The sequence below is a fragment of the Rhodococcoides fascians A44A genome (genome assembly GCF_000760735.1).
Taxonomy (GTDB): Bacteria; Actinomycetota; Actinomycetes; order Mycobacteriales; family Mycobacteriaceae; genus Rhodococcoides; species Rhodococcoides fascians_E.
Map to the genome: position 1 here is coordinate 321,287 of NZ_JMEX01000007.1, position 26,203 is coordinate 347,489.

Annotated in this window: 16 protein-coding genes; 5 read left to right on the forward strand and 11 right to left on the reverse strand. The window is 65.4% G+C overall.

The window, feature by feature from the left end; translation table 11 throughout:
* Window positions 1-44: 44 nt before the first annotated feature.
* The 4 genes from BH95_RS11905 to BH95_RS11920 all read right to left on the reverse strand — a co-directional run bounded on the left by BH95_RS11905 (window position 45) and on the right by BH95_RS11920 (window position 3,091).
* Window positions 45-842, reverse strand: a complete 798-nt coding sequence (locus tag BH95_RS11905) for a hypothetical protein (protein WP_037182317.1) — start codon at window positions 840-842, stop codon at window positions 45-47.
* On the reverse strand, window positions 839-2,032 hold the full coding sequence (locus BH95_RS11910) for a homogentisate 1,2-dioxygenase (protein WP_033187813.1): 1,194 nt from the start codon (window positions 2,030-2,032) through the stop codon (window positions 839-841). Before BH95_RS11910 ends, BH95_RS11905 begins: the two co-directional genes overlap by 4 nt.
* A gap of 75 nt (window positions 2,033-2,107) precedes the next feature.
* Window positions 2,108-2,635, reverse strand: coding sequence for a MarR family winged helix-turn-helix transcriptional regulator (locus tag BH95_RS11915; protein ID WP_020113024.1), 528 nt, complete (start codon window positions 2,633-2,635; stop codon window positions 2,108-2,110).
* Window positions 2,636-2,677: 42 nt separating this feature from the next.
* Complete coding sequence (locus BH95_RS11920; RefSeq protein WP_052060040.1) at window positions 2,678-3,091, reverse strand: nuclear transport factor 2 family protein; 414 nt, start codon at window positions 3,089-3,091, stop codon at window positions 2,678-2,680.
* 117 nt (window positions 3,092-3,208) lie between these two features.
* Here BH95_RS11920 and recC point away from each other — a divergent pair, with 117 nt between their 5' ends.
* From recC to recD, 3 genes are read left to right on the forward strand one after another with little or no spacing between them, the layout of a single operon-like run.
* Window positions 3,209-6,484: an exodeoxyribonuclease V subunit gamma gene (gene recC, locus BH95_RS11925; RefSeq protein ID WP_080738008.1), complete on the forward strand. Its 3,276-nt coding sequence runs from the start codon at window positions 3,209-3,211 to the stop codon at window positions 6,482-6,484.
* Window positions 6,481-9,843 (forward strand): UvrD-helicase domain-containing protein, encoded by a 3,363-nt coding sequence (locus BH95_RS11930; RefSeq protein WP_037182318.1) that lies wholly within the window; start codon window positions 6,481-6,483, stop codon window positions 9,841-9,843. The genes recC and BH95_RS11930 overlap by 4 nt, the downstream gene beginning before the upstream one ends.
* Entirely contained in the window at window positions 9,840-11,738 is a 1,899-nt protein-coding gene (recD, locus tag BH95_RS11935; protein ID WP_037182319.1) for an exodeoxyribonuclease V subunit alpha, read from the forward strand. The genes BH95_RS11930 and recD overlap by 4 nt, the downstream gene beginning before the upstream one ends.
* Here the strand turns inward: recD and BH95_RS11940 are convergent.
* From BH95_RS11940 to BH95_RS11965, 6 genes are all read right to left on the reverse strand, one after another.
* On the reverse strand, window positions 11,700-12,560 hold the full coding sequence (locus tag BH95_RS11940) for a TY-Chap domain-containing protein (RefSeq protein ID WP_037182321.1): 861 nt from the start codon (window positions 12,558-12,560) through the stop codon (window positions 11,700-11,702). The genes recD and BH95_RS11940 overlap by 39 nt on opposite strands.
* Before the next feature lie 101 nt (window positions 12,561-12,661).
* Window positions 12,662-13,717: a hypothetical protein gene (locus BH95_RS11945; protein ID WP_037182322.1), complete on the reverse strand. Its 1,056-nt coding sequence runs from the start codon at window positions 13,715-13,717 to the stop codon at window positions 12,662-12,664.
* Between the two features lie 53 nt (window positions 13,718-13,770).
* A complete protein-coding gene (locus BH95_RS11950) occupies window positions 13,771-15,558 on the reverse strand; it encodes a sulfite reductase subunit alpha (protein WP_037182323.1) in 1,788 nt (595 codons plus the stop codon).
* A 20-nt stretch (window positions 15,559-15,578) separates the two neighbouring features.
* On the reverse strand, window positions 15,579-21,047 hold the full coding sequence (locus tag BH95_RS11955; RefSeq protein ID WP_037182324.1) for a glutamate synthase-related protein: 5,469 nt from the start codon (window positions 21,045-21,047) through the stop codon (window positions 15,579-15,581).
* 178 nt (window positions 21,048-21,225) lie between these two features.
* A complete protein-coding gene (locus BH95_RS11960) occupies window positions 21,226-22,680 on the reverse strand; it encodes a DUF2079 domain-containing protein (protein WP_037182333.1) in 1,455 nt (484 codons plus the stop codon).
* A gap of 77 nt (window positions 22,681-22,757) precedes the next feature.
* Window positions 22,758-23,726: a GTP pyrophosphokinase gene (locus tag BH95_RS11965; protein WP_019666676.1), complete on the reverse strand. Its 969-nt coding sequence runs from the start codon at window positions 23,724-23,726 to the stop codon at window positions 22,758-22,760.
* A 172-nt stretch (window positions 23,727-23,898) separates the two neighbouring features.
* Here BH95_RS11965 and BH95_RS11970 point away from each other — a divergent pair, with 172 nt between their 5' ends.
* Window positions 23,899-24,873, forward strand: a complete 975-nt coding sequence (locus BH95_RS11970; RefSeq protein ID WP_020113034.1) for a sigma-70 family RNA polymerase sigma factor — start codon at window positions 23,899-23,901, stop codon at window positions 24,871-24,873.
* A gap of 38 nt (window positions 24,874-24,911) precedes the next feature.
* Here the strand turns inward: BH95_RS11970 and BH95_RS11975 are convergent, their stop codons facing one another.
* Window positions 24,912-25,319: a VOC family protein gene (locus tag BH95_RS11975; RefSeq protein WP_019666673.1), complete on the reverse strand. Its 408-nt coding sequence runs from the start codon at window positions 25,317-25,319 to the stop codon at window positions 24,912-24,914.
* Between the two features lie 185 nt (window positions 25,320-25,504).
* Between BH95_RS11975 and BH95_RS11980 the strand changes: the two genes are divergently transcribed.
* Window positions 25,505-26,203: SDR family oxidoreductase (locus BH95_RS11980; protein ID WP_037182456.1), on the forward strand; the 699-nt coding region annotated here is incomplete at its 3' end.

The following is a 26,203-nucleotide window of genomic DNA, read 5'->3' on the forward strand; positions in this document are numbered from 1 at the left end:
TCGGAGCTGTGAGCAGAAATGTGCACCCTGGTGCACATTTCTACTCACAAGGGGTTGATGAGTCCTAGCGAAATCAGGTCGTCGAGCGGTTCACTGATACTGCAGGTCCCGAACGACAGGAATGCGCGGTTGGTGTCGATCGCGGCGACTTCTTTCGCCACGACATCGGGATCCCGGATCGCGAGGATGCGTTCGAGATCACGAACTGAACTACCGTCGGCCGCGGCCTGAGCTGCAAGCAGCACATTCAGATAGCCGTGCTGCTCGAAACCGTTGTCCGCGGCGGTGTTCCGGATCGCGTGATGAAGCCCTGCGGTGGCTTTGAACCGAACACCACGACGGGAGGCCTCGGCAATGCCCGCCGCCAGTTCCGCCTCGTCCGGATACAGGTCCGCTGTGACGCCTCCCGTGCGGAACTTCGCCCGGTAACCGCGCCGCTCGACGGCGTCGAAGATGTCGTGTCGGCGATCGTCGCGGGGGATCTCGACGTAGACATCGACGTTGTCGGCGACGGCGCGCAGTGCAGTCAGGTCGGTGCCGTCCGGAATTGCGACCTCGACGGCTACGACCGAAACGCCTGGGATCGACTGCGCTGCTTCGAGTCCTGCAGCGACGCTCGACGGGCCTCCAGGAGCGGTCAACGACAGGTCGATCTTCGTGGGCGTCAGCTCATGTAGTCGCGGGATCGGGAAGACGAACGGCCCGACGAGATGTGCGTAGGCTGCGTCGCGGTAGCCGAGGTGCTGCGGCACCGCGTGGCCCAGAGGTGCGTTGCCGGGCGGGAACAGGGCTGCGTCGTCGCACAGTCCGTGGAAGAGCTCCGGTATCGAGGATGCGGTCACGACGCAGGTCCTCGCCCAGCCCAGCTCCAGGCATAAGCCGGGTCTTCGCAGGCGAGCGCGCCCTCGCCGAGTTCGAGGGGGCGGAACGTGTCGACCATGACGGCGAGTTCGTCGAAGAACTCGGCGCCGATACTACGTTCGTACGCGCCGGGCTGGGGACCATGAGCATGTCCGCCAGGATGGATGGAGATCGAGCCCTGCCCGATGCCCGAGCCCTTACGGGCTTCGTAGTCGCCGCCGACGTAGAACATGATCTCGTCGGAGTCGACATTGGAGTGGTAGTACGGCACCGGAATCGACAGCGGGTGGTAGTCGACCTTGCGCGGCACGAAGTTGCAGATGACGAAATTGTCGCCCTCGAACGCCTGATGCGCAGGCGGGGGCTGGTGCACACGACCGGTGATGGGTTCGTAGTCGGAGATGTTGAACGTGTACGGATACAGGCATCCGTCCCAGCCGACGACGTCGAACGGGTGGTTCGGATACACGTAGCGGGTGCCGACGATTCCAGTGGATCCACGGTGTTTGACGAGGACCTCGACATCTGTGCCCTCGGCAAGCAAAGGGGCGGCCGGACCGTGAAGGTCACGCTCGCAGAACGGTGCGTTCTCCAGGAGCTGGCCGAACTTCGACAGGTACCGCTTGGGCGGGACGATGTGGCTGTTCGCCTCCATCGCGTAAGCGCGTATCTCGCCGTCGGGGACCCAGCGATGCGTCGTCGCGCGGGGGATCAGTACGTAGTCGCCTTGGCGTGCCTGCAGTGCGCCGAACACGGTTTCGACTGTAGCGCTGCCGGATTCGACATAGACCATCTCGTCGCCGGTCGAATTACGGTACAGCGGCGACGGCTTCGTGGCGACGACGTACGAGATTCGGACGTCACCGTTTCCGAGGATCAGTCGGCGGCCGTCGACCACGTCGGTCTCTGCGACGACGTCCGGCGGGAACAGATCGTGCAGCTTCAGGTGTCTTGGTTTGAGTGGGTGATTCGGCGTCGTCGACTGGTCGGGTAACTCCCAGACGGTCGCGTCGACGATCGCCGATGGGATGTGGCGGTGATAGAGCAGCGACGAATCCGAGGAGAAGCCCTCCTCGCCCATCAACTCTTCGTAGTACAAGCCTCCGTCGGGTGTCCGGTGCTGAGTGTGACGCTTCGGCGGTACCGAGCCGAGTTGCCGGTAGTAGGCCACGAGATCTCCTAGATGTGTCCTGAGCTGATAGTAAACACATTAACTAGTTTGGAGTGATCTGTGCAACCCTGGCCGTCAATTGCGCCCGCGAACGTCGAACTGGCTGCGGTTGGTGATCAGCTTGTTCAGCAGCATGACGAGAATCCGCTGCTCGGGTTCGGTGAGGACGCTTGCCCACGCCTGTTCGCGCTCGTTCTGTTCGGCGAAGGACTCGACCATGCGGGTGTGTCCGTCGTCGGTGAGGGCGAGTCGGACCGATCGGCCGTCGACCTGGTCGGGTGTCCTGACGAGCAACCCGTCGGCAATGAGTGTCTTGGACAGGTTGGATACCGCGGCTCGGCTCATTCCGCTCAGTTCGGCCGCGCGCTTCGGTTCGATCGGTCCGGCGAGCCAGGTCACGAAGAGCAGGCGGAACGAGGACCACGACCAGCCGCGCGGCCGATGGATCGAGGATTCGAGGTCGTAGGTGACGATGTTCGACGCGCGGTTGAGCGTCAGGAGTACTTCGGTTGCCAGTTGATGTTCGAAGCCGTACTCGCCCGCGAGCTTGGAGTTGGCTGCGGCGATGAACGACCAGAAGTCGGGTTCGTCGGAATCGGTCACGTCAGTAACCCTAACGACCGTACTAGAAAATAAATGTATGTATCAAATATCGTCGCGGGACACCGTTCGGCAGGCGACACGCCAACTGCCGTTCTCGTGGACTACTCGGTCGTGGACCACGGTGAAGCGTACGAGTCGAGTGGCGCCACCTCGAGGAGTCGCCATGATCTGCAGATAGCAGTCCACGTCCAGTGAGCCGTCCTGGCGATCGTCGACGGAGAGATTCGTGATCACATGGCGGCGCTTTTCCTGTGCGGCAGTGGCATCGGCGAAGAACTGCTCCGCAAACGCCGTCAGCGCGGCCGTGCCGACTGCGGGCTGCGGGTAGCTCGGTGAATCGAATACCCCGTCCTGGGTGAACGTGCGCGCCCATTCGTCCGCGCGTCCCGAGTCGATCGCATGACTTTGGCGGCCGTAGAGAAGTTGTATCGCAGTAGCAGTCTCCGCGTCGATCATGAAGCTCCCTCAGCCGTGCGATAAACGCACATAATGTGCGATTCGTAGTCGCGAGAGTATGTCGGTCGCTCGAGTAGGGTCAAGTCAGATTTCCGCCGCCGGCGACGAGCAAGGGGAGTGACGTTGACGCTGCTGATCCATCGTGCGACACGCACGAGTGTTCTCGCGTCCGCTCTGGCCGATGTTCTGGCCACGCCGTTGTCGGATCCGTTCGCGGCCGAGGTCGTCTCCGTCCCCGCACGTGGTGTCGAGCGGTGGTTGACGCAGCGGCTGTCGGTTTCCCTCGGCGGTGACAGGGGCGACGGCGTTGCCGCCAACATCGAGTTCCCCTCTCCGGCAAAGCTCGTCGACGAAGCCCTGGCAGATGCTGCGGGCTTCGACCCGGTGGACGACGCGTGGTCGACGGACCGAGTTCTCTGGGCAACCCTCGCGGTCCTCGACGAGTCGATGGACCAGCCGTGGTGCGCGGTGGTGGCGCACCACCTCGGGCACGGTGCCGACGACCATCGCGCCGGACGTCGGTGGTCCACGGCGGCCCATCTGGCGGGTCTGTTTCGCACCTACGGAGCGGACCGGCCGCTCATGCTCGTCGACTGGCAGCGCGGCGTCGACAGTGACGGACTCGGTGGCGACCTGCCGGAGGATCTGCGCTGGCAAGCCGAGCTGTGGCGCGCGGTCCGTGAACGTATCGGCACGCCGAGTCCGGCGGAACGGCTCTCGGAAAGCTGTGACGTCGTGCGGAGCCGTCCCGATCTTCTCCGGCTTCCGGACCGATTGTCGATCTTCGGCGCTACTCGTCTGACGACCGATCAACTGCAGGTGGTCGCAGCCATTTCAGCGCATCGAGACGTGCACTTCTGGCTTCCGCATCCCAGTCGTGCGCTGTGGGACGAGAGGGCGCGGTCGAATTCCATCGTCAAGCGTGCGGACGACCGATCGATCCTGACGATCGATCACCCGCTGCTCGCCAGCCTGTCCCGGGACGTCCGAGAGCTCCAGTCGAGACTCCTTGCTCTGGACGCCAGGATCGTCGATCGCGCCGAGGAAGAATCCTTCGAAGTACCCACCCTGCTCGGACGTGTCCAAGCCGATATCGAAGCTGCACGCGCGCCGGTGCATTCGGCGACACCCGACGGAACCATCGCCGTGCACGCGTGCCATGGCGCGGCCCGGCAGGTGGAGGTCCTCCGCGAGGTGTTGCTCCACGCCTTCGAGGAGGATCCGACACTCGAACCGCGTGACGTGGTGGTGATGTGTCCGGACGTCGAGACCTACGCACCGTTGATCAGAGCGACGTTCGGACTGGGTTCGCTGGATCATCCCGGGCACTCGCTCAGGGTGCGCCTCGCCGACCGCAGTCTCCGTCAGACCAACCCGATGCTGTCCGTCGTGGCGACAGTGCTCGATCTCGCCGTCGGGCGGATCACCGCGAGCGAAGTTCTCGACTTGCTTGCCGCCGAACCCGTTCGACGGCAGTTCTCGCTCACCGACGACGATCTGGAACGACTCCGCGAGTGGACGCAGGTGGCTGGCGCACGTTGGGGCCTGAACTCCCGGCAGCGACGCGACGTCGGCTTGGACGACTTCACCGAGAACACGTTCTTCGCCGCCGTCGATCGACTGCTTCTGGGAGTATCGGCCGACGAAACCGCGCACCACTGGCTCGGACGTGCCCTGCCCGTCGACGACGTCGACAGCAGCGACATCGATCTGACCGGGCGTCTGGCGGAATTCATCGACCGCCTTGCCAGCGTCGTACGCGACATGCAGGGAACCTCCACCACGTCCGAGTGGCGTCGTGCCCTGGTTCGAGCACTCGACCTCCTCGCCGACGTGGCACCGGCCGACGCGTGGCAGCGAGCGCAGGCACTGCGTGAGATCGCGGCCGCCACACGTCACGGCGATGCGGCACCGCTCCGGCTCGCCGACGTCCGGGCCATGCTCGCCCGAGCGCTCGCAGGCCGCCCGTCTCGAACGAATTTCAGGACGGGCGAGCTGACGGTGTGCACCATGGTTCCGATGCGTTCGGTTCCGCATCGGGTGGTAGTACTTCTCGGCCTCGACGACGAAGTGTTCCCCCGCACGGGCGGCATGGACGGGGACGACGTGCTCGCCAGGGATCCAGCACCTGGTGAACGGGACGTCCGCAGCGAGGACCGTCAGTTGCTGCTCGACGCGGTGATGTCCGCCGGGCAGAAATTGTTGCTGTTCTACACCGGCGCCGACCCCGTGAACGGATCCACCAAACCTCCGGCGATACCGCTGAGCGAGCTGCTCGACGTCGTACGCACCACCGCAGGCGCCGACGTGGTCCGCCGACATCCGTTGCAGCCGTTCGATGCGCGAAACTTCGATGCCGAGAATCCGTTCAGCTTCGACGCCGTGTCGTTGAAGGGTGCGCTCGCCGCCCAGAAGGACAGCGTCCCCGCCGACGAGTTCCTGCCGAGTCGCCTGCCGGCCCGCACGCCGACCGATGTCGCGCTCGCCGACCTGGTGTCGTTCTTCGAGAACCCGATTGCGGGTTTCCTGAAGCAACGCCTCGGTGTGCGGATTCCCGAGACCGACGACGACATCGCCGATTCGCTCGACATCACCCTCGACGGCCTTCAGCGGTGGGAAGTCGGGGACCGTATGTTGAACGAGATGCTCTCCGGTACCGAGCTGGACGACTTCCGTGCGGCGGAAATGCGTCGTGGAACGTTGCCGCCCTTCGAATTCGGAGCCCGGTCCCTGAGAGACATCGTCACCGGCGTCGACACTCTCTACGAGGCCTCGCGAGAGATACACCTCGTTCCTCCCCGCGTGGTGGACATCTCGGTGGACCTCGGCGGTGGACGCAGGCTCACCGGGACGGTCACCGGAATTCACGGTGACGTCATCGCGCGCACGTCGTACTCCAAGCTCGCTCCCAAGCACCGGATCGCTGCGTGGATCAGACTTCTGGCCGTTGCTGCGCAGGACGGTTCGCGTCCCTGGCTGGCCGTGACGACAGGCCGCGGGATGGGATATCACCCGATGCGATCGACGATGAACGCGCCGACCGACGCTCTCGCGGTGTTGGCGGAGTTGGTTGCGCTGCGCGACACGGGCCTCGACGCACCGCTGCCGATCGGGCCCATCGCGTCGTCGGTCTACGCGGAGAGGAGAACGGCGGGACTGCCTGCCGAGGACGCGTGGAAGGACGCGAGCGACAAATGGTCCGACAGGTTCGGTGACCACTCCGACCGCAGTATCGCGTACGTACTGGGCCCCTCCGCGCCCCTCGCGGCTCTGACCCGAGGCCACTGGAACGAGTTCCCCTCCGGAGCAGGTGCCGAGAAGACGGTGTTCGAATCGCTCGCCGGGGTGGTCTGGCGCCCACTGCTGGCGAACGAGGAGGTACGGCGACCATGACGGACTTCGACCTCTACGGTCCGCTCCCCACCGGCACCACAGTGCTGGAAGCCAGTGCGGGCACCGGAAAGACCTACGCGATAGTCGGATTGGCCACGCGCTACGTCGCCGAGGGCTTGTGCGACATCTCGCAACTGCTACTCGTCACGTTCTCCCGAGCCGCCACGAGGGAACTGCGTGATCGAACCCGCGCGCGGTTCGCCTCGGTGGCAGCACAACTCGCGTTGCCCGGTCCGCACGACGACGGCCTGGTGGCCTTTCTGGCCGACACCACCGACGAGGAAGTTCTGGCGAGACGGCAGCGTCTGCTGCAGGCACTGTCCGAGTTCGACTCCGGCACCATTGCGACGACGCACAGCTTCTGCCAGCGGATGCTCGACAGTCTGGGCATCGCGGGGGAGAACGAGCCGGACGCCGTGCTGGTGGAGAACGTCGAGGACCTGACGATGGAGGTCGTCGACGACACCTTCCTTCGTCGCTACGCCAAGGTCGCGGACCGTGATCCGCCGATGACGCTCACGGAGGCACGCGAGCTTGCGCGAAAGGCCATCGCCGACAGGCAGTCTGTCCTGGCACCCGAGACGGATGTCGATCCTGCCGTCGGACATCGAGTGTCGTTCGCCGAGGAGGTACGCACCGAGGTCGGCCGACGCAAGCGGATCGCAGGAATCCGAGACTTCGACGATCTGCTGGAGCTACTGCACGGGGTCTTGGCGGATCCTGAGCTCGGCGAATTCGCGTGCGCACGTGTCCGTGAACAGTTTCAGGTCGTCCTCGTGGACGAATTCCAGGACACCGACCCGTGGCAGTGGGGAATCCTGGCCCGCGCCTTCCACGGAAACTCGACGCTGCTTCTCGTCGGAGACCCGAAACAAGCGATCTACGCGTTCCGCGGCGCCGAGGTGTTCAGTTACCTGGACGCGGTGTCCGTTGCCGATCACCGGCTCGAGCTGACCACCAACTGGCGAAGCGACGCGGGCCTGCTCGCGGCACTGGAACACGTGTACGGCGGCGCTGCGCTGGGCCACGAGGGCATCGTCGCTCACCGGGTCGGCGCCACGCACGAGTACTCCAGGCTCAGCCACGGCGAGCCGCTCCAGGTGAGGTACCTCCCACGCACGGGTGCGGGCCCGTTGAACCGGTCCGGATTCCCTGCTGTCGACAGAGTGCGAGGCATCGTCGCCGCCGATCTCGCCGCGGACATCGCCGAGTTGATCGCCGGCGGCACGACCATTCGACTGAACGGCGTGGAACGGCAGGTCGAACCAGGAGACATCGCGGTCCTCGTCCGATACAACGCGCAAGTTCCGCTCGTTCGTGACGCTCTCGATCGGGTAGGCGTTCCGTCGGTGCTGACCGGGGGATCCTCGGTGTTCGAAACGCCCGCGGCAACGCAGTGGCTGTGGCTGCTTCAAGCGATGGAACAACCTCACCGAGCCGATCGCGTCCGGATGGCTGCGCTCACACCGTTGCTGGGTCGTACGGCAGAGCAGCTCGACGCCGGTGCCGACGACATCGTCGCCGGGCTGAGCAGCAGCTTGCGAGAATACGGAAACCTCTTCGGTCGAGCGGGATTCGCGGCCATGTTCGAGAAGCTGAGCGGAGACACGGCATTGGAGGCGCGCCTCCTGGCACTCGATTCGGGGGAGCGCGCGCTGACCGACATTCGCCACGTCGCGCAGCTGTTGAACAAGGCGGCCGTCGAAGACCTGCTCGGCGCAACCGAACTCGTCCGGTGGCTGACCGAGCGCATCAGCCATCCGCATGCGGTGAACACCGGTGAACGCAGCCGCCGACTGGACAGCGAGGCTGCAGCAGTGCAGATCGCAACGATCCACGCGACCAAGGGACTGGAGTTTCCGGTCGTGTACGTGCCGTTCGCGTGGCACGCGACATCCCCGCAGAAGCCCGCGACGCTGGTCTACCACGACGACGAACACCGACGAATCCTCGACGTCGGTGGTGGGCGCGGTCAGGGGTGGGGTGCGAGAAAAACGCTGTCCGACAAGGAACAGGCAGGCGAGGAGCTACGCCTGCTGTACGTGGCGCTCACGAGAGCCCAGTGCCGAGTCGTCCTGTGGTGGGCGCCTGCGATCACGACGGCCGGGTCACCGCTGCACCGAGTGCTGTTCGGCCGAATGCCGGGGACGGCGGAACTGGAGCCGAGACCGAAGGTGCTCGACGACGCTGCCGCCGCGAACCGGCTGGAATCATGGGCAGGGGCCGCGAACGGGACAGTCGCGGTCGAACCGGCCGAACGCCGCGATGCGCGTGCGCCGGTCGACTCGACGCCCCGTGTGCAGCCGGCGCTCGGCGCAGCGGTCTTCGGACGCTCGCTCGACATGCTCTGGCGCCGCACGTCCTACTCCGCCATGACCGCGGCGGCCCACGAGGGGCCAGGAGTGCGCAGCGAGCCCGAGCAACCGGGGATCGAAGACGAACCCGACGAGCCTGCGTCGGGTCCGGTGGTCGGACCAGACGACGACATGCAGGGCATCCCGTCCCCGATGAACGGTTTGCCCGCCGGAGCGGCATTCGGAACCCTGGTGCACGAGATTCTCGAGCACCTGGACACGTCCGCCGATGACGTGGAGGCCGAGCTGCTGAGCCGATGCACCGACGCGATCGAGGAGAACGTCGCGGACATCGAGCCGCAGGCGCTGGCCGACGCGTTGCTACCGGTATTGCGCACACCCCTGGGTTTCGGAACCCTGGAGGATATTGCACCGTCGGATCACTTGGCGGAGCTGAACTTCGAACTTCCTCTCGCGGGCGGTGACAACCCGACCGCGCAGGTCGTGACCATCCGGGGCATCGCTCGGCTCCTTCGCAGCCATCTGCCCGCGGACGACGTCCTGGCCTCGTACGCCGACCGTCTCGATGCCCTCGAATCACCGCCGCTGCGGGGGTATCTGACCGGAAGCATCGACTCGGTCCTGCGTGTTCACGAAGCAGGCCGGACGCGCTACGTCGTCGTCGACTACAAGACAAACAGAATCACCAGTGGTGACCTCACCGTCGAACACTTCACTCGCGAGCGCATGGCCCAGGAGATGATGCGCTCGCACTACCCGCTGCAGGCATTGCTGTATGCCGTTGCTCTGCACCGGTATTTGCGCTGGCGTCAACCGAACTACGACCCCCGCACCCACCTCGGCGGTGTGCAGTATCTTTTCGTACGCGGCATGGCAGGCCCGCACACACCGGCCGGCTGCGGAGTCTTCGACTGGTACCCGCCACCGGCACTGGTCACCGACGTGTCCGATCTCCTCGCGGGACACGATCCGAGATCCGGTCGACCAGGTCGGGCAGGAGCGGAGCCTGCGGAGCGACCAGGTCGAACAGGAGGTTCGTCGTGACCGATGCGTCGTTGGTGAAGCGAGCGGACGGGCTGCTGAAGACGTTCAACGAGGTCGGCGTTCTGGCTCCGGCCGATGTTCACGTCGCCCTCCGGCTCGGTGCGCTCGGCGGAGAATCCGATCCGAATGTTCTGTTCGCCGCTGCTCTTGCGGTTCGGGCTGTGCGGTCGGGGTCGGTGTGTCTGGATCTGCGGAGGTTGAGGGACGTGACCGTCGACGAGGAGTCCGACGTCGACCTCGGTTCGTTGCCGTGGCCGGAGCTCGGGGATGTGTTGGCTGCGTTGCGGGCCAGTCCGTTGGTGACGGGAGGAGATCGCGGGCCGTTGGTCCCACTGCGTCTCGTCGACACCGACGACGGTGAACTGCTGTACCTGGATCGGTATCACCTGCAGGAGCGCACGATTCGGACGGTTCTGGAGACACGCGAATCGTCGAGGCCCGATGTGGACGTCGACGAGGTGAGGTCGCTGCTGCACGAGCTGTTCCTCGACGAGAACGGGCAGCCGACGATGGCCCCGGATCGGCAGAGGATCGCGGCGGCACTGGCTGCCACACAGTGGACAACAGTCATCGCGGGTGGCCCCGGCACGGGCAAGACGCACACGGTGGCCCGGGTGCTGGCGATGTTCTCTCGACAGTTCGGTCCGGGGATTCGGATCGGCCTCGCTGCTCCCACCGGCAAAGCGGCGGCGCGGCTCCAGGAATCGGTGACCGAACAGTCTGCAGCCCTCGGGCTTCCGCCGGGAATCACTGCCATGACGGTGCACCGGTTGCTGGGTTGGCAGCGGGGGAGCAAGAGCAGGTTTCGTCACAACGCAACCAATCGCCTGCCGTACGACGTCATCGTCGTCGACGAGACGTCGATGGTGTCGCTGACCATGATGTGCAGGCTGCTCGAAGCCGTTCGTCCGGAGACCCGGCTCGTGCTCGTCGGTGACCCGGATCAGCTGACGTCCGTCGACGCCGGTGCCGTCCTCGCGGACCTGGTGGCGCGTCCTATCCGGGGCATCGCCGCTGCCGACGGCGGACATTCGGACGGACGGCACGCCTCGCCGCTGACCGCGTTGATCGAGGACGACCTCGACGCCGTCAGCGATCCGCACGAGGCCGCGTTGTCGGCGAAGGAACGGGCCCGTCTGGCAGGCGGGGTCGTGCGGTTGAGCCGAGGCCGACGGTTCGGCGGTGCCATCGCGGAACTTGCCGTCGCTGTTCGCGACGGGCGAGCGGACGACGCAATCGCGTTGCTGAAGGACAGACCGGACGAGCTCTCCTTTCATTCACCGTCGGAGCTGTCCGAACTCCAGGCGGACGTTCTGTCCACCGCCGCGTCGGTGACGGACGCAGCCCGCGCCGGTGACGGATCCACGGCATTGGCGGAGCTGGAATCGCATCGGCTTCTGTGCGCACACCGTCAGGGCCCGTACGGGGTGCAGACGTGGGCGCGCCGAGCAATGGACTGGGTGGGCGAGTCGTCCGGCACCTTTCTCGATCCGTCGCGCTGGTACCCGGGCCAGCCGTTGCTCGTCACCGCGAACGACCACGACGCACGCATCTACAACGGCGACACGGGAGTGGTGATAGATACCGGAGAGGGTGCGTTGATGGCCGCGTTCCAGCGGGGACGCACGCCTCTGATGGTGCATCCGAACGTGCTGTCGTCGGTGCAGACGGTGTACGCGATGACCATTCATCGCAGCCAGGGCAGCCAGTACGACACCGTGTCCGTGCTGTTGCCCGCGGAAGCCTCGTCACTGCTGACGCGTGAACTGCTGTACACGGCCATCACGCGAGCACGGAAACATGTGCGAATCATCGGTAGCGAGGACGCATTGCGCGCCGGCGTGGAACGTCAGGTGCTACGAGCCAGCGGACTTCGCCGGACGATCGTCGAGTGACGACGCGGAGCCGAGGTGGCGACGCAGACTGACTGCGGTGTCCGACCACGACCGCGCCTGTTGTTCCCAGACGCGCGCCCGAGCCGGCGTACCCCGGCGACGGAGCTCGAACGCCCGAGCGGTTGCCCGGTCGGCGTGCACGCCCGCAGTGGCAGCCAGTTCGTCCAACCGGTCGGCGCCGCAGAGGGACGCCACCGTCACGCTGTCCAACGGACCGCCGGCGAGCTCGCAGAACGTGTGCAGTGATCGGAGGCCCTCCGGCACTTCGGCGGACGCCTGTCGTTCGGCGGATGCTGCCGCGACGGGGTGTGGCTCGTGAGCAAGCGCTACCGGTCCGCCGGCGCCGCCGGCCAGACCGACCGTCCACGCACTGAGGAACGACGGATGGGGCACGTCCCACACTTCGCGGAACGTGGCGACCGCGACCGTGGCCAGCAGATCCGCCTCGTCCCGCGGTCCGTCGACGGTGAAGTCCATCACCGTGCCGTCGAGCATGGGCTTCCCGGCCTCCGACCAGCCGAGACCGTGCAGGCGCCGATCGGCGGCCGTCATGTCGACGTCGTCGGGGTACAGGTAGGACGGCAACGACGCGACGCCGACGATGACGTCTCCGTCGATCGCCACGAGGTCCACATACGGCCGCTGGCCTCGTTGTCCATGAGATGCCTGGGCCGAGGTGATGGTGACGTAGCTTCCCGTGGGCATCGCCGCGACATGAGCGGTGAGGTTCTTCTCGAACCGCTGCCACGCACCCGCGACATCGGCATCGAACATCCCGGCATCGAACGGACCGTGCTCGATACCACCCTGCTCGGTAGACACATGCGCTCCTTCGTCGAACCGGATTCTCGAAGTTTCACCCGGCTGTAACCGCCGCCCTCGAAAGATATCGGCTGGGTCCGACAAAGTTGGTGAGGCACGAGTCAGAGAGAGTGAACGATCTCCTCCCACACGCCTGCTACCACGGAGTCCGTCGCGCCGGTCTGGGTGAACAGCACGTGGCAGTGGCCTCGTCGGTCGTAGAGTTCGATGGACGCTGTCGGGCCGCGTACGCCGGAGGTGACGGTGGCCCAGCATTCGGTGACGTGGGTCAGGTCCACCATCATCCGGCACAGTCCGGACGCGAGTGTCAGGTTGCCGCCGGTCATGCGTGCGGCGATGAGATGATCGTGATGTATCTGCATGCATCCCGCGCCCGCGGTGACCATCGTCATGGGAAGTTCGAGGTAGGCGAGGTGCTCGAGCGCGCCCGCGATTGCCGTCGGATCGATCTGCCGCGTGCCGAGCGAGGCCAACGCCGGAAGCGCAGCCTGCCGGGCCACGCCGCCGTCGGCGAGGATCGAGTCGAACTGTTGAATCTGGTCGGCGCCCTCCCACTCGGTGAGAGCGTCCGCGTCGGAGACGGGGGTGCGGGGTCGTGGCACCACCGCGTACGACGGCCGCGTGCGCACCGATCTCAGTGCCTCGAACGCCAACCTGTCCGATCGGGGCGTCAGATAGCTTGCGTGCGCCGCGAACCCGGTGGTATCGAACATCCTCAAGGTCGGAGGGAGGTACTGATCGGGGTCGGTGGCAACCGCGGCGTGGAGGCGAGACATGTTCATACGCAGCGAGATTCGATTTTTCGCAGTACGGATCGGTCCGCCGATCTCGGTGGGGACGTCGTAATGACCGACGTCGTTCATCACCGCCGGTCCCGAGACCGTGATGGCCACGGTCTCGTCGAGCAGGGGCAAGAACTCGGCAACTCCTGCGGCGCCGCCGCCGATCTGCTCGCCCGAGAAGTCCGGCTTGGTCAGCAGTGCGTCAAGGTCACTGATGGCGGCCGAGTCACCCGCGTCGGTGGGTGCTGCAGCCTCGCAACGGCATTCACTGTGGCGGCCGCAGGGTCTGCGTGAGCCGCTTGGCAGAGCCGGCGGGCCGGGGGTGGATGTGGGATCGTCGGACCGATCCCCATCCGAACTGGATGGAGCGGACATGGTGATACTCCTGAGGAAGTACTGCTGTGACGATTTTTTCGGCCCGCGAGGGGTCAGTAGACGTCGCGCAGGTAGCGCTTGGCGCGCTTGAGCTCGGACACGTAGTCCTCGGCCTGATCCGCGGAGCGTCCCCCGTGTTCGGCAATGACGTCGTGCAGCGCGGCGTCGACGTCCTTGGCCATACGAGTGGCGTCACCGCACACGTAGAAGTGACCGCCCTCCTCCAGCCACGCGTACAGCTCCTTGCCGTTCTCTCGCATGCGGTTCTGCACGTAGACCTTCTCGGTCTGATCGCGCGAGAAAGCCAGGTCGAGACGGGACAACACGCCGTCGCGAGACAGCGCGTTCAATTCGTCCTCGTAGATGAAATCCGACGCGCGGTGCTGATCACCGAAGAAGAGCCAGTTGCGGCCCGATGCGTTGCGCGCGCGCCGTTCGTGAAGGAACGCACGGAACGGCGCGATACCGGTACCGGGTCCGACCATGATGACCGGCGCGTCGTCGTCCGACGGTAGCCGGAACGATTTGTTCGCAGAGAGAAACACCCCCGCGCCGTCGCCCTCTCCGACACGGTCCGCGAGGAACGTCGAGCACACACCGCCGCGGTCACGTTCTGCGGAGCGGTACCGAACGCTGGCGACCGTCAGGTGGACGGTGCCCTCGTGCGCCAGCGGCGACGACGAGATCGAGTAGACACGATGCTGCAACGGGCGGAGCAGTTCGAGCAGCTCGGCGGGCTCGATCGTCAGCGCCGGATCGAGCGCGAGAACGTCGAGGACATCTTTGCCCCAGGTCCAGGCGTCGAGAGACTCGCGGTCACCCGTCTGGAGGACATGCTGGAGTTCGTCGTCGCCCGATCGTTCGGCGATGGCCTCGATGAGGTCCATCGACGGCACGCCGATCTCGTAGGAATGCGTCAAGAGTTCGTCGAGACGCTGCTCGGAGCCCTTGACCGTGACCGTCGTGTCCGGGTCCACGCTGAGCCGCCCGATCAGTGCGTCGACGAGTTCCGGGTGGTTGACCGGCTTGACGCCCAGTCCGTCGCCTGCCTCGTACGTCAGGCCGCTGTCACCCAACGAGAACGCGTAGTGACGGACTTCCTTCGACGACTGCGGCCCGGAGAGAACGCGATTGGCGAGGACGGTGGCGCGGTACGGGTTCTTCCGGTTCCACGGTGACCGCTTGGAGGCACTTTTCGCGGGCTTCGCTGCAGGTGCTTCGGGCGGTGCAGATGCAGGAGCCCCGCCGCCGTCGACCGATGCGATGGAGGGGACTGCGCCGGCCAGCCATGCTGCGGCCGCGTCCTCGTAGTCGACGTCGCAATCCAGACGGTCGGCCGTCCGGGTCGCCCCGAGTGCTTCCAGTCGTGAGTCGATGTCTCGTCCCGCCTTACAGTATCCGTCGTAGCTCGTGTCGCCCAGTGCGAGGACCGCGAAGTACAGCCCTTCCAGTCTAGGTGCACTGTCGGCGGCAACAGCATCCCAGAATAGCTGGGCGTTGTCCGGCATCTCGCCTTCGCCGTATGTAGATGTCACAACGATCAGGCGACGCATGGCCGCCAACGCGTTCATGTCCACCGCGTCCAGCGACCCGACATGAGGGTCGAGCCCGTGCTGTCGGGCCAGGTCGGCGGCGTCCTGAGCAAGCGCTTCGGCGTTTCCGGTCTGGCTGCCGTACAGAATCTGCAGCGGGACCGCAGCGGCTACCGAGGCAGTGTCCGGCTGCGCGGCGGAACCGGTGGGCATCGCCAGTCGTGAATGGAGTCCCGCCAGGAAACCGGACAACCAGGCGCGCTGATCTCCGGTGAACGGCGCGTCCTCGGGAATGTAGGGAATGAGCACTGAACTTTCCGTCTCTCTCGTCAGGACACCAGGTCGGGGACGGATCGCACGGCGAACAATTCGTCGAAGTTCGGTAGCGATCCGAGCTTGGCGCGGTTCTTGGCGTCCTGGTAGATGATCCAGCCGTAGGTGGCCGGGCTGTCGGAACCGCGCACGTTTCTCGCGGTCAGGGCCTGCTTGTAGTCGTCGACGCGCTTGTGACCGACGAGGGCAGCCAACTGCTCGTCCTCGTACCCACCCAGCACGTCCTTCGCGTAGGCGGTCAGCCGGTGAACGAGCGCGAAGTCCTCGGTCAGCACGAGGTTTCGTGCTGCCTTGTGCACGGCCGGGTCGTCGATCGCGCTGGAACCGGGCACTCGGGTGAGCGCGACCTCGTGCGCGTAGTGCATCACCGTGTACTGGTTCAACAGCGCGTACACGGTGTCGGTATCGGTTTCGCCGTATCCCGGCACCGATCCGCCGAGCACCGGAGTGCCCTCTCGCAGGCTGAGCTTGTAGGACCGGACCTGCTGGGTTGCCAGCGAGCCCGCGAGCTCGTCGAGCAGCTCCTTCCGGGTTTTCGCGGCAAGGATCGCGTCGCTGTCCTGGTAGAGCTGCAGCGCCCGCGGCATCGCGTAGACGAAGCGATGCTGCTCCACCTCCCAGTTCTGCAGCAACCGTGTCGCGGAGGCCGACCCGGTGGCCTCGACGTGCCACTCGAGCAGCATTCGAACGGCGACGGTGTGAATGGCTGCCTGCTCGTCGTCCGCCGTGATGGATCCGAGGATCACCGAGTCGGCACTCGCACGGAGAGGCAACAGACGGTTCGGGTCGTACTGATAGAAGAATCCGCCGCTCATGCCGTTGCAGACACCCTTGCCGAACCCGCCGAGATTCAGAATGGCGCCGCCGGTCATGTACTCGGCCGCGAAGTCACCCACGCCTTCGACGACGGCGGTGGCTCCGGAGTTCCGCACGCCGAAGCGGTCGCCCGATTCACCTTCCACGAATGCCCGTCCACCGGTCGCGCCGAAGAGCGCGAAGTTTCCGATGAGAACGTTGCCGCCCGCTTCGGGTGATCCGCCGCCGGGCGAGCGGACGATCACCGTGCCGCCGTTCATGGACTTGCCGACTCCGTCGTTGCAGGTGCCGGTGTGATCCATGACGACTCCGTCGTTGCAGAAGGCGGCGAACGAGAGGCCCGCCGCGCCGTACGTGGACACCAGGGCCGTGCCCGGCGCCAGGTATCGCCGGCCGCGGTCGTCGACGAGCACCGAGGGCATGGCGTCGGTCACCGACGTCGGGAGTTCGTGGTTGAGAAGGCGTTCGATGTCGATGGACAGTTGCCCGCCGACGCTCTTGTTCAGGTTGCCCAGGTGCGTTCGGCCGCCGGGCGCGACCGTGCGTGCGCGGTCGTCGATCAGGGCGGTGCGGACTTCGGCCATCAGCATGTCGTCGATGCCGTATTCGCGTTCGAGGTAGACGGGGTCGGTGACGACGGATTCGGGAACGACGGTCAGCATCGAGTGCAGGTCCAGCGCACCCACCGTTGCCGCATGGTCGACGAGGTGCAGAAGATCGGTGCGGCCGCGGGCGTGCCGCAACGACGGCATACCCAGCTCGGCGAGCAACTCTCGGACTTCGTGCGCGATGTTGAGCAGGTACTGCGCCATCGATCGAGGGTCACCGTCGAACACCTCGGGATTGGTCGTCAATCCTGCTGGGCACTTGACGTTGCAATTCTTCGCCATGACGCAGCCCATCATCATCAGCGCCGTGGTGCCGAACTCGAAGCTGTCGCCACCGAGCAACGCCGAGGTGACGACGTCACGACCGGTCTGGTGGGCTCCCGAACATCGGAGGATCACTTTCTGGCGAAGTCCGTTGGCGCACAGAGCCTGGTGCACTTCCGCGAGGCCGATCTCCGCGGCGCGTCCGGCGTACTTCAGGCTCGTGACGGACGCCGCCCCGGTTCCGCCGGTGTTGCCGGCGATGTTGATGACGTCCGCACCTGCTTTCGCCACGCCGACGGCGATGGTGCCGATCCCCTCGGACGAGACGAGCTTCACGATCACGCGTACGCGCGCGGCCTTGCAGTCGTGGATCAACTGCGCGAGGTCCTCGATCGAATACGTGTCGTGATGCGGTGGGGGAGACACAAGTTCGACGCCGGGTGTGCCGCTGCGGGCCGCGGCGATGTCGACGGTGACCTTGGGGGCAGGCAGCTGTCCGCCCTCGCCGGGTTTGGCGCCCTGACCGATCTTGATCTCGATTTCCTCGAGCATCGGATCGGCCAGATAGCCGGCCCAGATGCCGAAGCGTCCCGAGGCGAATTGTTTGATGCGAGAGGCGCGGACGGTCCCGTAGCGCGACAGATGCTCTCCGCCTTCGCCGCTGTTGGACATCGCGCCGACCATGTTGGTTCCGTGCGCGACGGCTTCGTGCGCATTGGCGTTGAGAGCCCCGTGACTCATCGCGCCCGACGCGAGCAACGGTGTGATCGCACTTGCCTTCTGCACCTCGGACAAGGGGATCGACGCAGGCGCCGCACCCAGTTTTCCGAGGAACAGCGACGCTCGGCCGCGGGAGGTCACGATCACCGTGTCCCCGTCGATGCGACTCGTGGCCTCGTCGCCGAAGAGAAGACCGAGACCATCACCGAGCAGATGCGCACGCGCCGGGTTGGTACGCGCAGGGTCGGTACGCAGCGTCAGTGCGAACTCGGTGTCCGACACGGCGTCGACCTGCAGGCCGCGGACGACAATGCCCGTGTTGCCCTCGATGTCGAAGCGGCCGAGCTCGAGCGCGAACTCCTGCGCCGACGAACAGTCCGACACGTCGGCCGGCGTGGCCAACACGTCGCGCAGTGCTGCCGGTCGACGCGAGCGCTCGTCGTGCATCGACCGTACGAACGACCGGTAGTCGCCCGTCACCTCGAACGCGTCGATCTGTTCGTCGGTCAACCGGTCGAAACTCGTCGACGCGTACGCCTCGGCGCCGAGACCGAACGCGTCACCCAGCCTGGTGATGGTCAGCAGCCGCAGTGCATCGGTCTGCGTCGCATCGGCTTCGGTACCGGCGAAGGCGATCTTCTCCTTGGTCATGTCGACGAATCCACGAACCGACGTGGCCCCGAACGAATGGCCTGCGCCGTCGGCGCGTTCCTTGAACAACCCCAGGTTCGGCAGGTCGCTCTCGCTCGCCGCGCTACGGGCGTGGGCATGCCAGTGCGCGACACCCGCGGCGATCGCGCGGAACCCGACGCCGCCCACCGGGGACTTCATGTTCGGGAACCACTGCGACAGAACGGGATCCGATGTGTCGAGGAAGTTCGGTTCGAAGAACTCACCGCCGATGTAGCTCTCCACGGTGCACAGGCCGACGCGTCCCATCGTCTTCATCAACGACTTCTCGGCCGCCTTCACGAACTTGGCGAACGCCACGTCCGGGTCGGCACCGAACTTGTCCTCGGCTCGCAACCGCACCGTCAGTGGATGAACCGCGGCAGCGCCGAACCCCAGCACGAGTGCGACATGGTGAGACGAGGAGATCTGGCCACTCTCCACCACCAGCGACACCCGTAATCGGACACCCGCTGCGATCAACCGTTCGTTGACGAACGCCACAACGGCAATCACCGGGAGTGCAGCGTTGTCCCGAGTGATGTCTCGGTCGCTGAGCACGGCGATACCGCCGTCACGGGCGAACCGAACGACCGAATCGGCCAGCGAATTCACGGCCTTCACGAGCGCGCGTTCGTTGGCCTCGCTGTCGGTGTCGATCGACCGGTACGTCATGTCGAACCGTGCGACCGGGGTATGCGGCTGTTCGGTGATCCGGCGCAGATCCGTGTGCGAGAGCAGGGGACTGGGCACGACGACCTGGCGGGAAACGGGGCCACCGACATTGGGTTTCGGCCCCAGCGACACCCGAAGCGTCATTCCGTCGGCCTCGCGAATGCTGTCGAGCGGAGGGTTGGTCACCTGCGCGAATCGCTGCGAGAAGTACTTCGCCATCCCGCCTTCGCGGTCGGTGAGAGCGTTGATCGCGTTGCCGTATCCCATCGCCGAGACGCGTTCGACCCCGCTCGCCAGCATCGGATCCATCAGGAACTTGAAGCTTTCCTGATCCAGCGAATACGCCACGTAACGCTGATGACGTTCCAGATCGCCCGCATAGGCGTCGGCGACGGAGTCGGTGGCGTCCAGATCGTCGATGCCGACGCGCGCGGCTGCGAGCAGAGCGGTGTAATCGCGATCGACAGCGAGCTTTTCGAAGGCTTCGCGGGTGTAGTAGGTGTGCTTGTCGCGGTGATCGAAGTAGATCATTCCGCCGGCTTCGACGCGACCACGATGCGTGATGGTCTCGGGTGGGAACCGAACCTGGCCGGCTTCGGAGAAGGCGCACAGGTAGTCGTTCGTTTCCACCGTCCGGAGGGGACGAAGTCCCAAGCGGTCCAGACGTGCGCCGATCACCGTGCCGTCGCCGAACACCACCGCAGCCGGTCCGTCGTTCTTCTCCTCGTACAGCGAGAAGTACTCGAACATCGCTCGGACCCGAGGCGAGAGCGTGTAGTCGTTCTCCCACGCCGGAGGCATCATCGACACGACGGCCGTGACCAGTTCCACGTTGTCCTCGACGACGCGGGCCTGCACGGTCTGGTCCAGGCGGCAACTGTCGGACTGGCCGGGCGGGCGCACGATGGCGCGACGCTTGGCGCTTGCCACCGCTGCTTCCGCGAGGCGATTCTTCTTGTCGGTGTTCAACTCTCCGTTGTGCGCCATGAACCGGAACGGCTGCGCCATGGTCGGATGTGGATCGGTGTTGGTGGAGAAGCGGGTGTGGAAGAAGATCGTGTGGACCGAATGCTCCGGGTCGACGAGGTCGCAGAAATAGGGAATGACCTCGTCGGAGTTCAGCCGGCCTTTGAGTACCTGCGTCCGTGCGCTGAGCGACAGCGGATACAGCCCGGCCAGTGCCGGGGTGGTGTACGCGATCGATTCGATGTGCAGCAGTGCCTCGTGAATCAGCCGATCGATGGCTGCGGGTTCGGGCCGGGGACGAGGTACCTCCCAGATCCACTGACGAACGGGACGTTGATATTTCACGGCCGCGGGACGAATGGCGTCGTTGTTCACCGGAACATCGCGGACAGTGAGCGGGGTGAATCCGCGATCGATCATGGCGCGGTGGATCAGTTCGACCGCTCGTGCATGCTGCGACTCGTCGTCGGGGAGAAAGAAGTTGCCCACAGCGAATCGGCCGAGTTCGAGAGTCCGACGGTCGGTGACGCGTCGAAAGAAGTCGACGGACAGGTCGAGGGACACACCGCCACCGTCGCCGACACCCTCGGCGGACATGCCGCCTCGGTGCGGCACCGAGCACAGCGCCTCACGAGCCTTGATCAGCACGTCGTGGGACTGAACGCCGTCCTTGCGCGTGATGAAGCCGACCCCGCAGCTGTCGGAATCCAGCGACGGATCGTACAGACCGATGGACTTCTCGTGCATCTATCGACCCTCTCCCTGTCCGGGCGCAGGCGGGCGAAGAGTCGGATCCGCCGTGCGCAGAATCGACGGCGTGACGCCGTCAGGGCAGGGCGTCGCTGCTTCGATGAAGCGGCACCCGGAGAGGTCAGACTACTAAGATAAGGCTAGCCTTTGTCAATTCGCCTGGACAGCTCGATCATCACGGCCGCTCGAACGCTTCGATTCCGGCGTCGGCGAATCGAAGTACATAGCCCGACGCCACCGCGTCGGCGACTGCCTTGTCGTCGCCCGCACCGTCCGTCGGCCATCCGGCAGGATCGCTGCGGTTGACGACGATCCAGTCCGGTGCCTCGGTGTTCGTCGCGCGTTGCGGAAACACGGAGACGTCGTGCGTGGCGACGAACTGTGGAACCAGATTGTTCGACGCCGCGATCGTCCGATCTGCGGGAATGGCGTCGGAGATGGCGTGGGACGCGGTCACCTGTGGATCGGTCGACCACCCGTCGGCTGTCGCCAGGCGAGCCATGGGAAGAAACGGAAGGGCGACGATCGCGAACGCAGCCACGGCCGTGAAGATCGTGCGTTGCCCGCGCTCGGTGAGTTGCTCGTGCCTGCGGCACCGCACGACGGCGTCGATCAGGGCCGCGAAGACGACGACCATCAGGATCGCGTTGTAATGGAATATCGGCTTCCAGAAGTTGGTGTTGTCGCTGAGGAATCGCCACGCGACGGTGGGGACCGCGACCAGCAGGAGCGGCGAGCGCAGCGCAACGAACGCGGTCACGGCAAGGAGGAGGAAGGCAGTCGCTGCGCGTGAGTCACCTGCGACGACACCGTGGGCGGTATCGGCAATGCCCGACCCGAGGGGAGGCAGCTTCGATCCCTGACCGTACGAGTCGTCGGCACTGAGCAGCGGGATGATCACCTTGACGGCGAGGACGACCCAGCCGAGGCCCCAGACGGCTGTGAGAGCTCCGAGCGCGCGGGTGCGTCCGGTGGTCCAGAATGCGACCAGACCGCCGATGACGGCAACCGTCAGACCCATGTCCTCCTTGACGAACACCAGCGGGAGCGCCCACACCAAGGCCGGTAGCCATCGACGATTGCCCAGGGCGACGAGAGACATGGCCATCAGTGGCACGGCGAACGCGATTTCGTGGAAGTCGAAGTTCAGGGCGGCCTGCACACCCCAGGACAGGCCGTAGGCGAACGCCACTGCGATGCCTGTCGCCGTGCCGAACTCACGGACCGCCCACCTGGACAGCGGAACGACTGCCAGCGCGAACAGAACCGCCTGCGCGATCAGCAACGTCTCCGGCGACGGGAACAGGCGATACACCGGTGCCAGCAGTGCGGTGATCGGGGAGAAGTGGTCGCCCAGGGTGTTGTAACCGGTGCCCAGGAGATCGGACGTCGGCGCCCGAAACTCGGCGTACGACGAGATCTGTTGCACGAAGATTCCGAGATCGAATCCGGACGTGCGGAGCTGTCGGTGGCCGAGCACGGACAACAGCGAGTACAGCGTCGCGAGTACCGCGAACGCCGTCACCGGGACGACGACGTCGGCTGTGGGCCGTGCACGCCGGATTCGCGTGTCCCGGGGTTCCTCGACCGATTCGGCCGCAGTGGGCGGGGAGATCTCGGTTGCAGTCACAGGAAATGCTGTCTACCCGACATTTCTTGGATCAACCTGAGAAGTGCAGGTGACAGCGCTCGGGCACGGTCGTTCGGTCACACTCGCCGTTTGCGCGGACGATTCGACGGGGGTTGAGAGGACAAGTGGTAGTACAGAGCGTCGGCGGTGTCCTCCACGACGACCTCCACGACGTCACCGACTTCGAGATAGTCGTCGACGGCAATGCGGTCCTTGGCGCCGATCACCGCCTTGACCGAACGCGCGGGGATGAGTCCCCGGCGACCGTCCGGTCCGACGGCCAACGCATACCTCGGACCGGTACGGGTGACTCGAGCAGAGATGATGGCCGAGTCCCTCGGGACCGGTTCGACGACGGCGCCCTTCGCGACGGCCGTCTGTGAATCGAGCTGCGCCGCGAGGTCGTCCGCCATCAAGTCGACCTGGAGGAGAAGCTCTGCCATCTGCCGGGCGTACTCGGTGTGCGCCTCCGTCGGCTTGAGAGCCTCACCTGGCTTGTACATGTCCTCGTGGGTGAGTTCACCCCAGGCGTCCTGCAGCCTCGTCTTGACCTGGACTTCGACGTTCACGATCAGATCACCCTGGTGGGTGGCGACGCGGATGACCAGAATCGCGTGGTAGGCGCGGTATCCACTCGGTTTGGGGAACGCGACGTAGTCGGTCGGGTTCCGGGCGAAGCGCACCGAGCATTCCGGGTCGGTGCACGCGCGTTCCAACGCGTCCACGAAGGCGTGAAGATCCCGCGGGCTCTTGCACAGAACCTTGATGCCGATCAGATCCGGCAGGGATTCCACGACCTCGTCGATGGTCCTCGGCTCGACGATCCGGCCTTCCGTGATCTTCCGCCGCAGTTTGTCGGCTGCCCGCACCGGATCCTTGATTCGGGCGGTCTGCGCATTGAGCCGATCTCGGTCGACGTTGTCGAGGATCTCGTCCGCGATGGTCTCCAGAAAATTCTGGGCCGTCACCAGCGCGGCCTGCCATGCCCGACGACGTTCGGCGTAGGCCTCGTCGACCAGGTCGTCGATGTTCGTCGACGCTGTCACCGTCCGCGCCTCCGATCATGCCCCACGGGCTTTCCACACTTTATCTGCTTCGACAGGGGAACGAGCCGACCGACGCCGTCGTCGGCGCGCCCTGCGTGATCGGCCGCGTCGGCACAACTATTCGTCCGATCGGTCGGGCGTTCGTCGGACTGTGGGATTAGTCTCTTCACTCATGACGGCCACGGTCGCAGAGGGCGACGCATTCGTAGCGCAGTTCGATCCGTATCGTCGTGAGCTGCTCGCTCATTGCTACCGCATGACGGGCTCGATTCACGACGCCGAGGATCTCGTGCAGGAAACGTACATCCGCGCGTGGAAGGGCTACTCCAAGTTCGAGGGGCGCTCGTCGATGCGGACCTGGCTGTATCGCATCGCCACCAACACCTGCCTCACGGCGCTCGACGGCAAGTCCAAGCGTCCGCTGCCGACGGGGCTCGGTGCACCGAGTTCGGACCCCACCGACGACCTGGTGGCGACGCACGAAATTGCGTGGCTCGAGCCCATCGCAGATTCCGAGCTCGCGGATTCGGACGATCCCGCATCGATCGTCGTCGGCAGGGACACCATCAGACTGGCGTTCATCGCTGCCCTGCAGCACCTCTCGGCACGTCAACGAGCAGCATTGCTGATGCGTGAGGTGCTGCAGTGGAAGGCGTCCGAAGTAGCGGAAGCCCTGGCGACCACCACGACCGCGGTGAACAGTCTGCTTCAACGCGCACGAGCGCAACTCGACGAGGTCATGCCGTCGGAAAACGATGTCGTCGAGCCGGCAGCCGCCGAGACCAGGGAATTGCTGGCCAAGTACGTCGACAGTTTCGAACGCTACGACATCGACCAGCTCGTGACTCTGTTCACCCAGGACGCAGTGTGGGAGATGCCGCCGTTCGAAGGGTGGTACCAAGGGGCCGAGAACATCGGCACCCTCATCCGTGGAAACTGTCCGGCGCAGCGAGCGGGCGACATGCGGATGGTCGCGACGTCGGCCAACGGTCAGCCCGCCTACGGGCTGTACATGCGGAACGAGGACGGAATCCACCTGCCGTTCCAACTCCACGTCGTCGACATCGAGGCGGGCAGAGTGGGCCACGTGGCGTGCTTCTTCGACCTGACTCTGTTCGAGAAATTCGGTCTACCCGAACGCCTCTGACAGGGAGGTCGAGATAGCCCCACCTGGCCCGTCCCCGACTATTCGGACGGCACGGCGCTGGGGTCCATCCACATGACTTCCCACACGTGGTTGTCGAGATCACGGAACGCACGCCCGTACATGAACCCGTGATCCTGAGGCTCCATCCAACTCGACCCTCCGGCGGTGATCGCCGCGTCGACGAGTGAGTCGACCTCGTCGCGACTGTCGGCGCTGATACACATCAGAACCTCTCGCGACTGCGTCGTGTCGGTGATCGCGTCGGAGATGAAGTCCTTGAAGCGAGGTTCCGCCAGGAACATCACCGTCGCCTGCTCGCTCACGACCATCGATACACAGTTCTCGTCACTGAACACGTCGTTGAACTCGAAGCCCAGTCCGCCGAAGAAAGCGCGGGTGGCAGTGACGTCCTTGACGGGCATGTTGGCGAACAGCATTCGGGACATTGGGGTCTCCATTCATTCGGCGTGGAAGTCTCGTGTGTATCGACAACGGACGAATCGTGAATTCATCGCGGATCCGACATCGACTTTCTACCGCATTCGGGGGGACGACTCGCCTGTAGCAAGATGGGAACACGTCATGCAGCCGGAAGCGGCGCGTCGACGCTGTTCGAACAAGAGGAGAGTTCATGGATTTGGGTCTGTCGGGTAAAGCGTTCGTCGTCACCGGAGGAACCGAAGGGCTGGGATTCGCGTCCGCGCGTGAGCTGCTTCGTGAGGGAGCGAAGGTGACGGTGGCCTCCCGGTCACAGACCAAGGTCGACGAGGCAGTGACCGAACTGGGCGCGCACCGACCCAACGCGGTGCACGGAATGGTCGCCGACAACGGCCATCCCGCGAGCGCACAGTTGCTCGTCGAGTCGGCCATCGCGCACTGGGGCAAGCTGGACGGTCTCGTCGTGAGTGTCGGTGGACCTCCGCCGAGCACCGCCCTCGATGCCGCCGACGAGGATTGGACTGCGTCGTTCGAGTCCGTGTTCCTCGGGGCGGTGCGACTGGCCCGCGAAGCGGCGAAGGTCATGACCGACGGAAGCGCCATCGTGTTCGTGCTGTCGACATCGGTGAAGTCGCCGTTGACGGGCCTCGGCGTGTCCAACGGACTGCGCCCCGGCTTGGCGATGGTGGCCAAGGACATCGCCGACGAGCTCGGGCCACGAGGAATCAGGGTCGTGAGCGTCCTTCCCGGGCGATTCGACACGTCCCGGGGCGGCGCCGTGTCCGACGACGCGTTGGCTCGGATCCCGCTCGGTCGTATCGGCGATCCGGAGGAGTTCGGACGTACCGTCGCGTTCCTGGCGTCGCCGGCCGCGTCGTACATCACCGGCTCC

Bases quoted from the DNA above. Each gene is read 5' to 3' on its own strand.
- BH95_RS11920 (WP_052060040.1), bottom strand. From the start codon at position 3,091: ATGATCGACGCGGAGACTGCTACTGCGATACAACTTCTCTACGGCCGC.
- BH95_RS11970 (WP_020113034.1), top strand. From the start codon at position 23,899: ATGACGGCCACGGTCGCAGAGGGCGACGCATTCGTAGCGCAGTTCGAT.
- BH95_RS11945 (WP_037182322.1), bottom strand. From the start codon at position 13,717: ATGTCCGCTCCATCCAGTTCGGATGGGGATCGGTCCGACGATCCCACA.
- BH95_RS11975 (WP_019666673.1), bottom strand. From the start codon at position 25,319: ATGTCCCGAATGCTGTTCGCCAACATGCCCGTCAAGGACGTCACTGCC.
- BH95_RS11955 (WP_037182324.1), bottom strand. From the start codon at position 21,047: ATGCACGAGAAGTCCATCGGTCTGTACGATCCGTCGCTGGATTCCGAC.
- BH95_RS11930 (WP_037182318.1), top strand. From the start codon at position 6,481: ATGACGGACTTCGACCTCTACGGTCCGCTCCCCACCGGCACCACAGTG.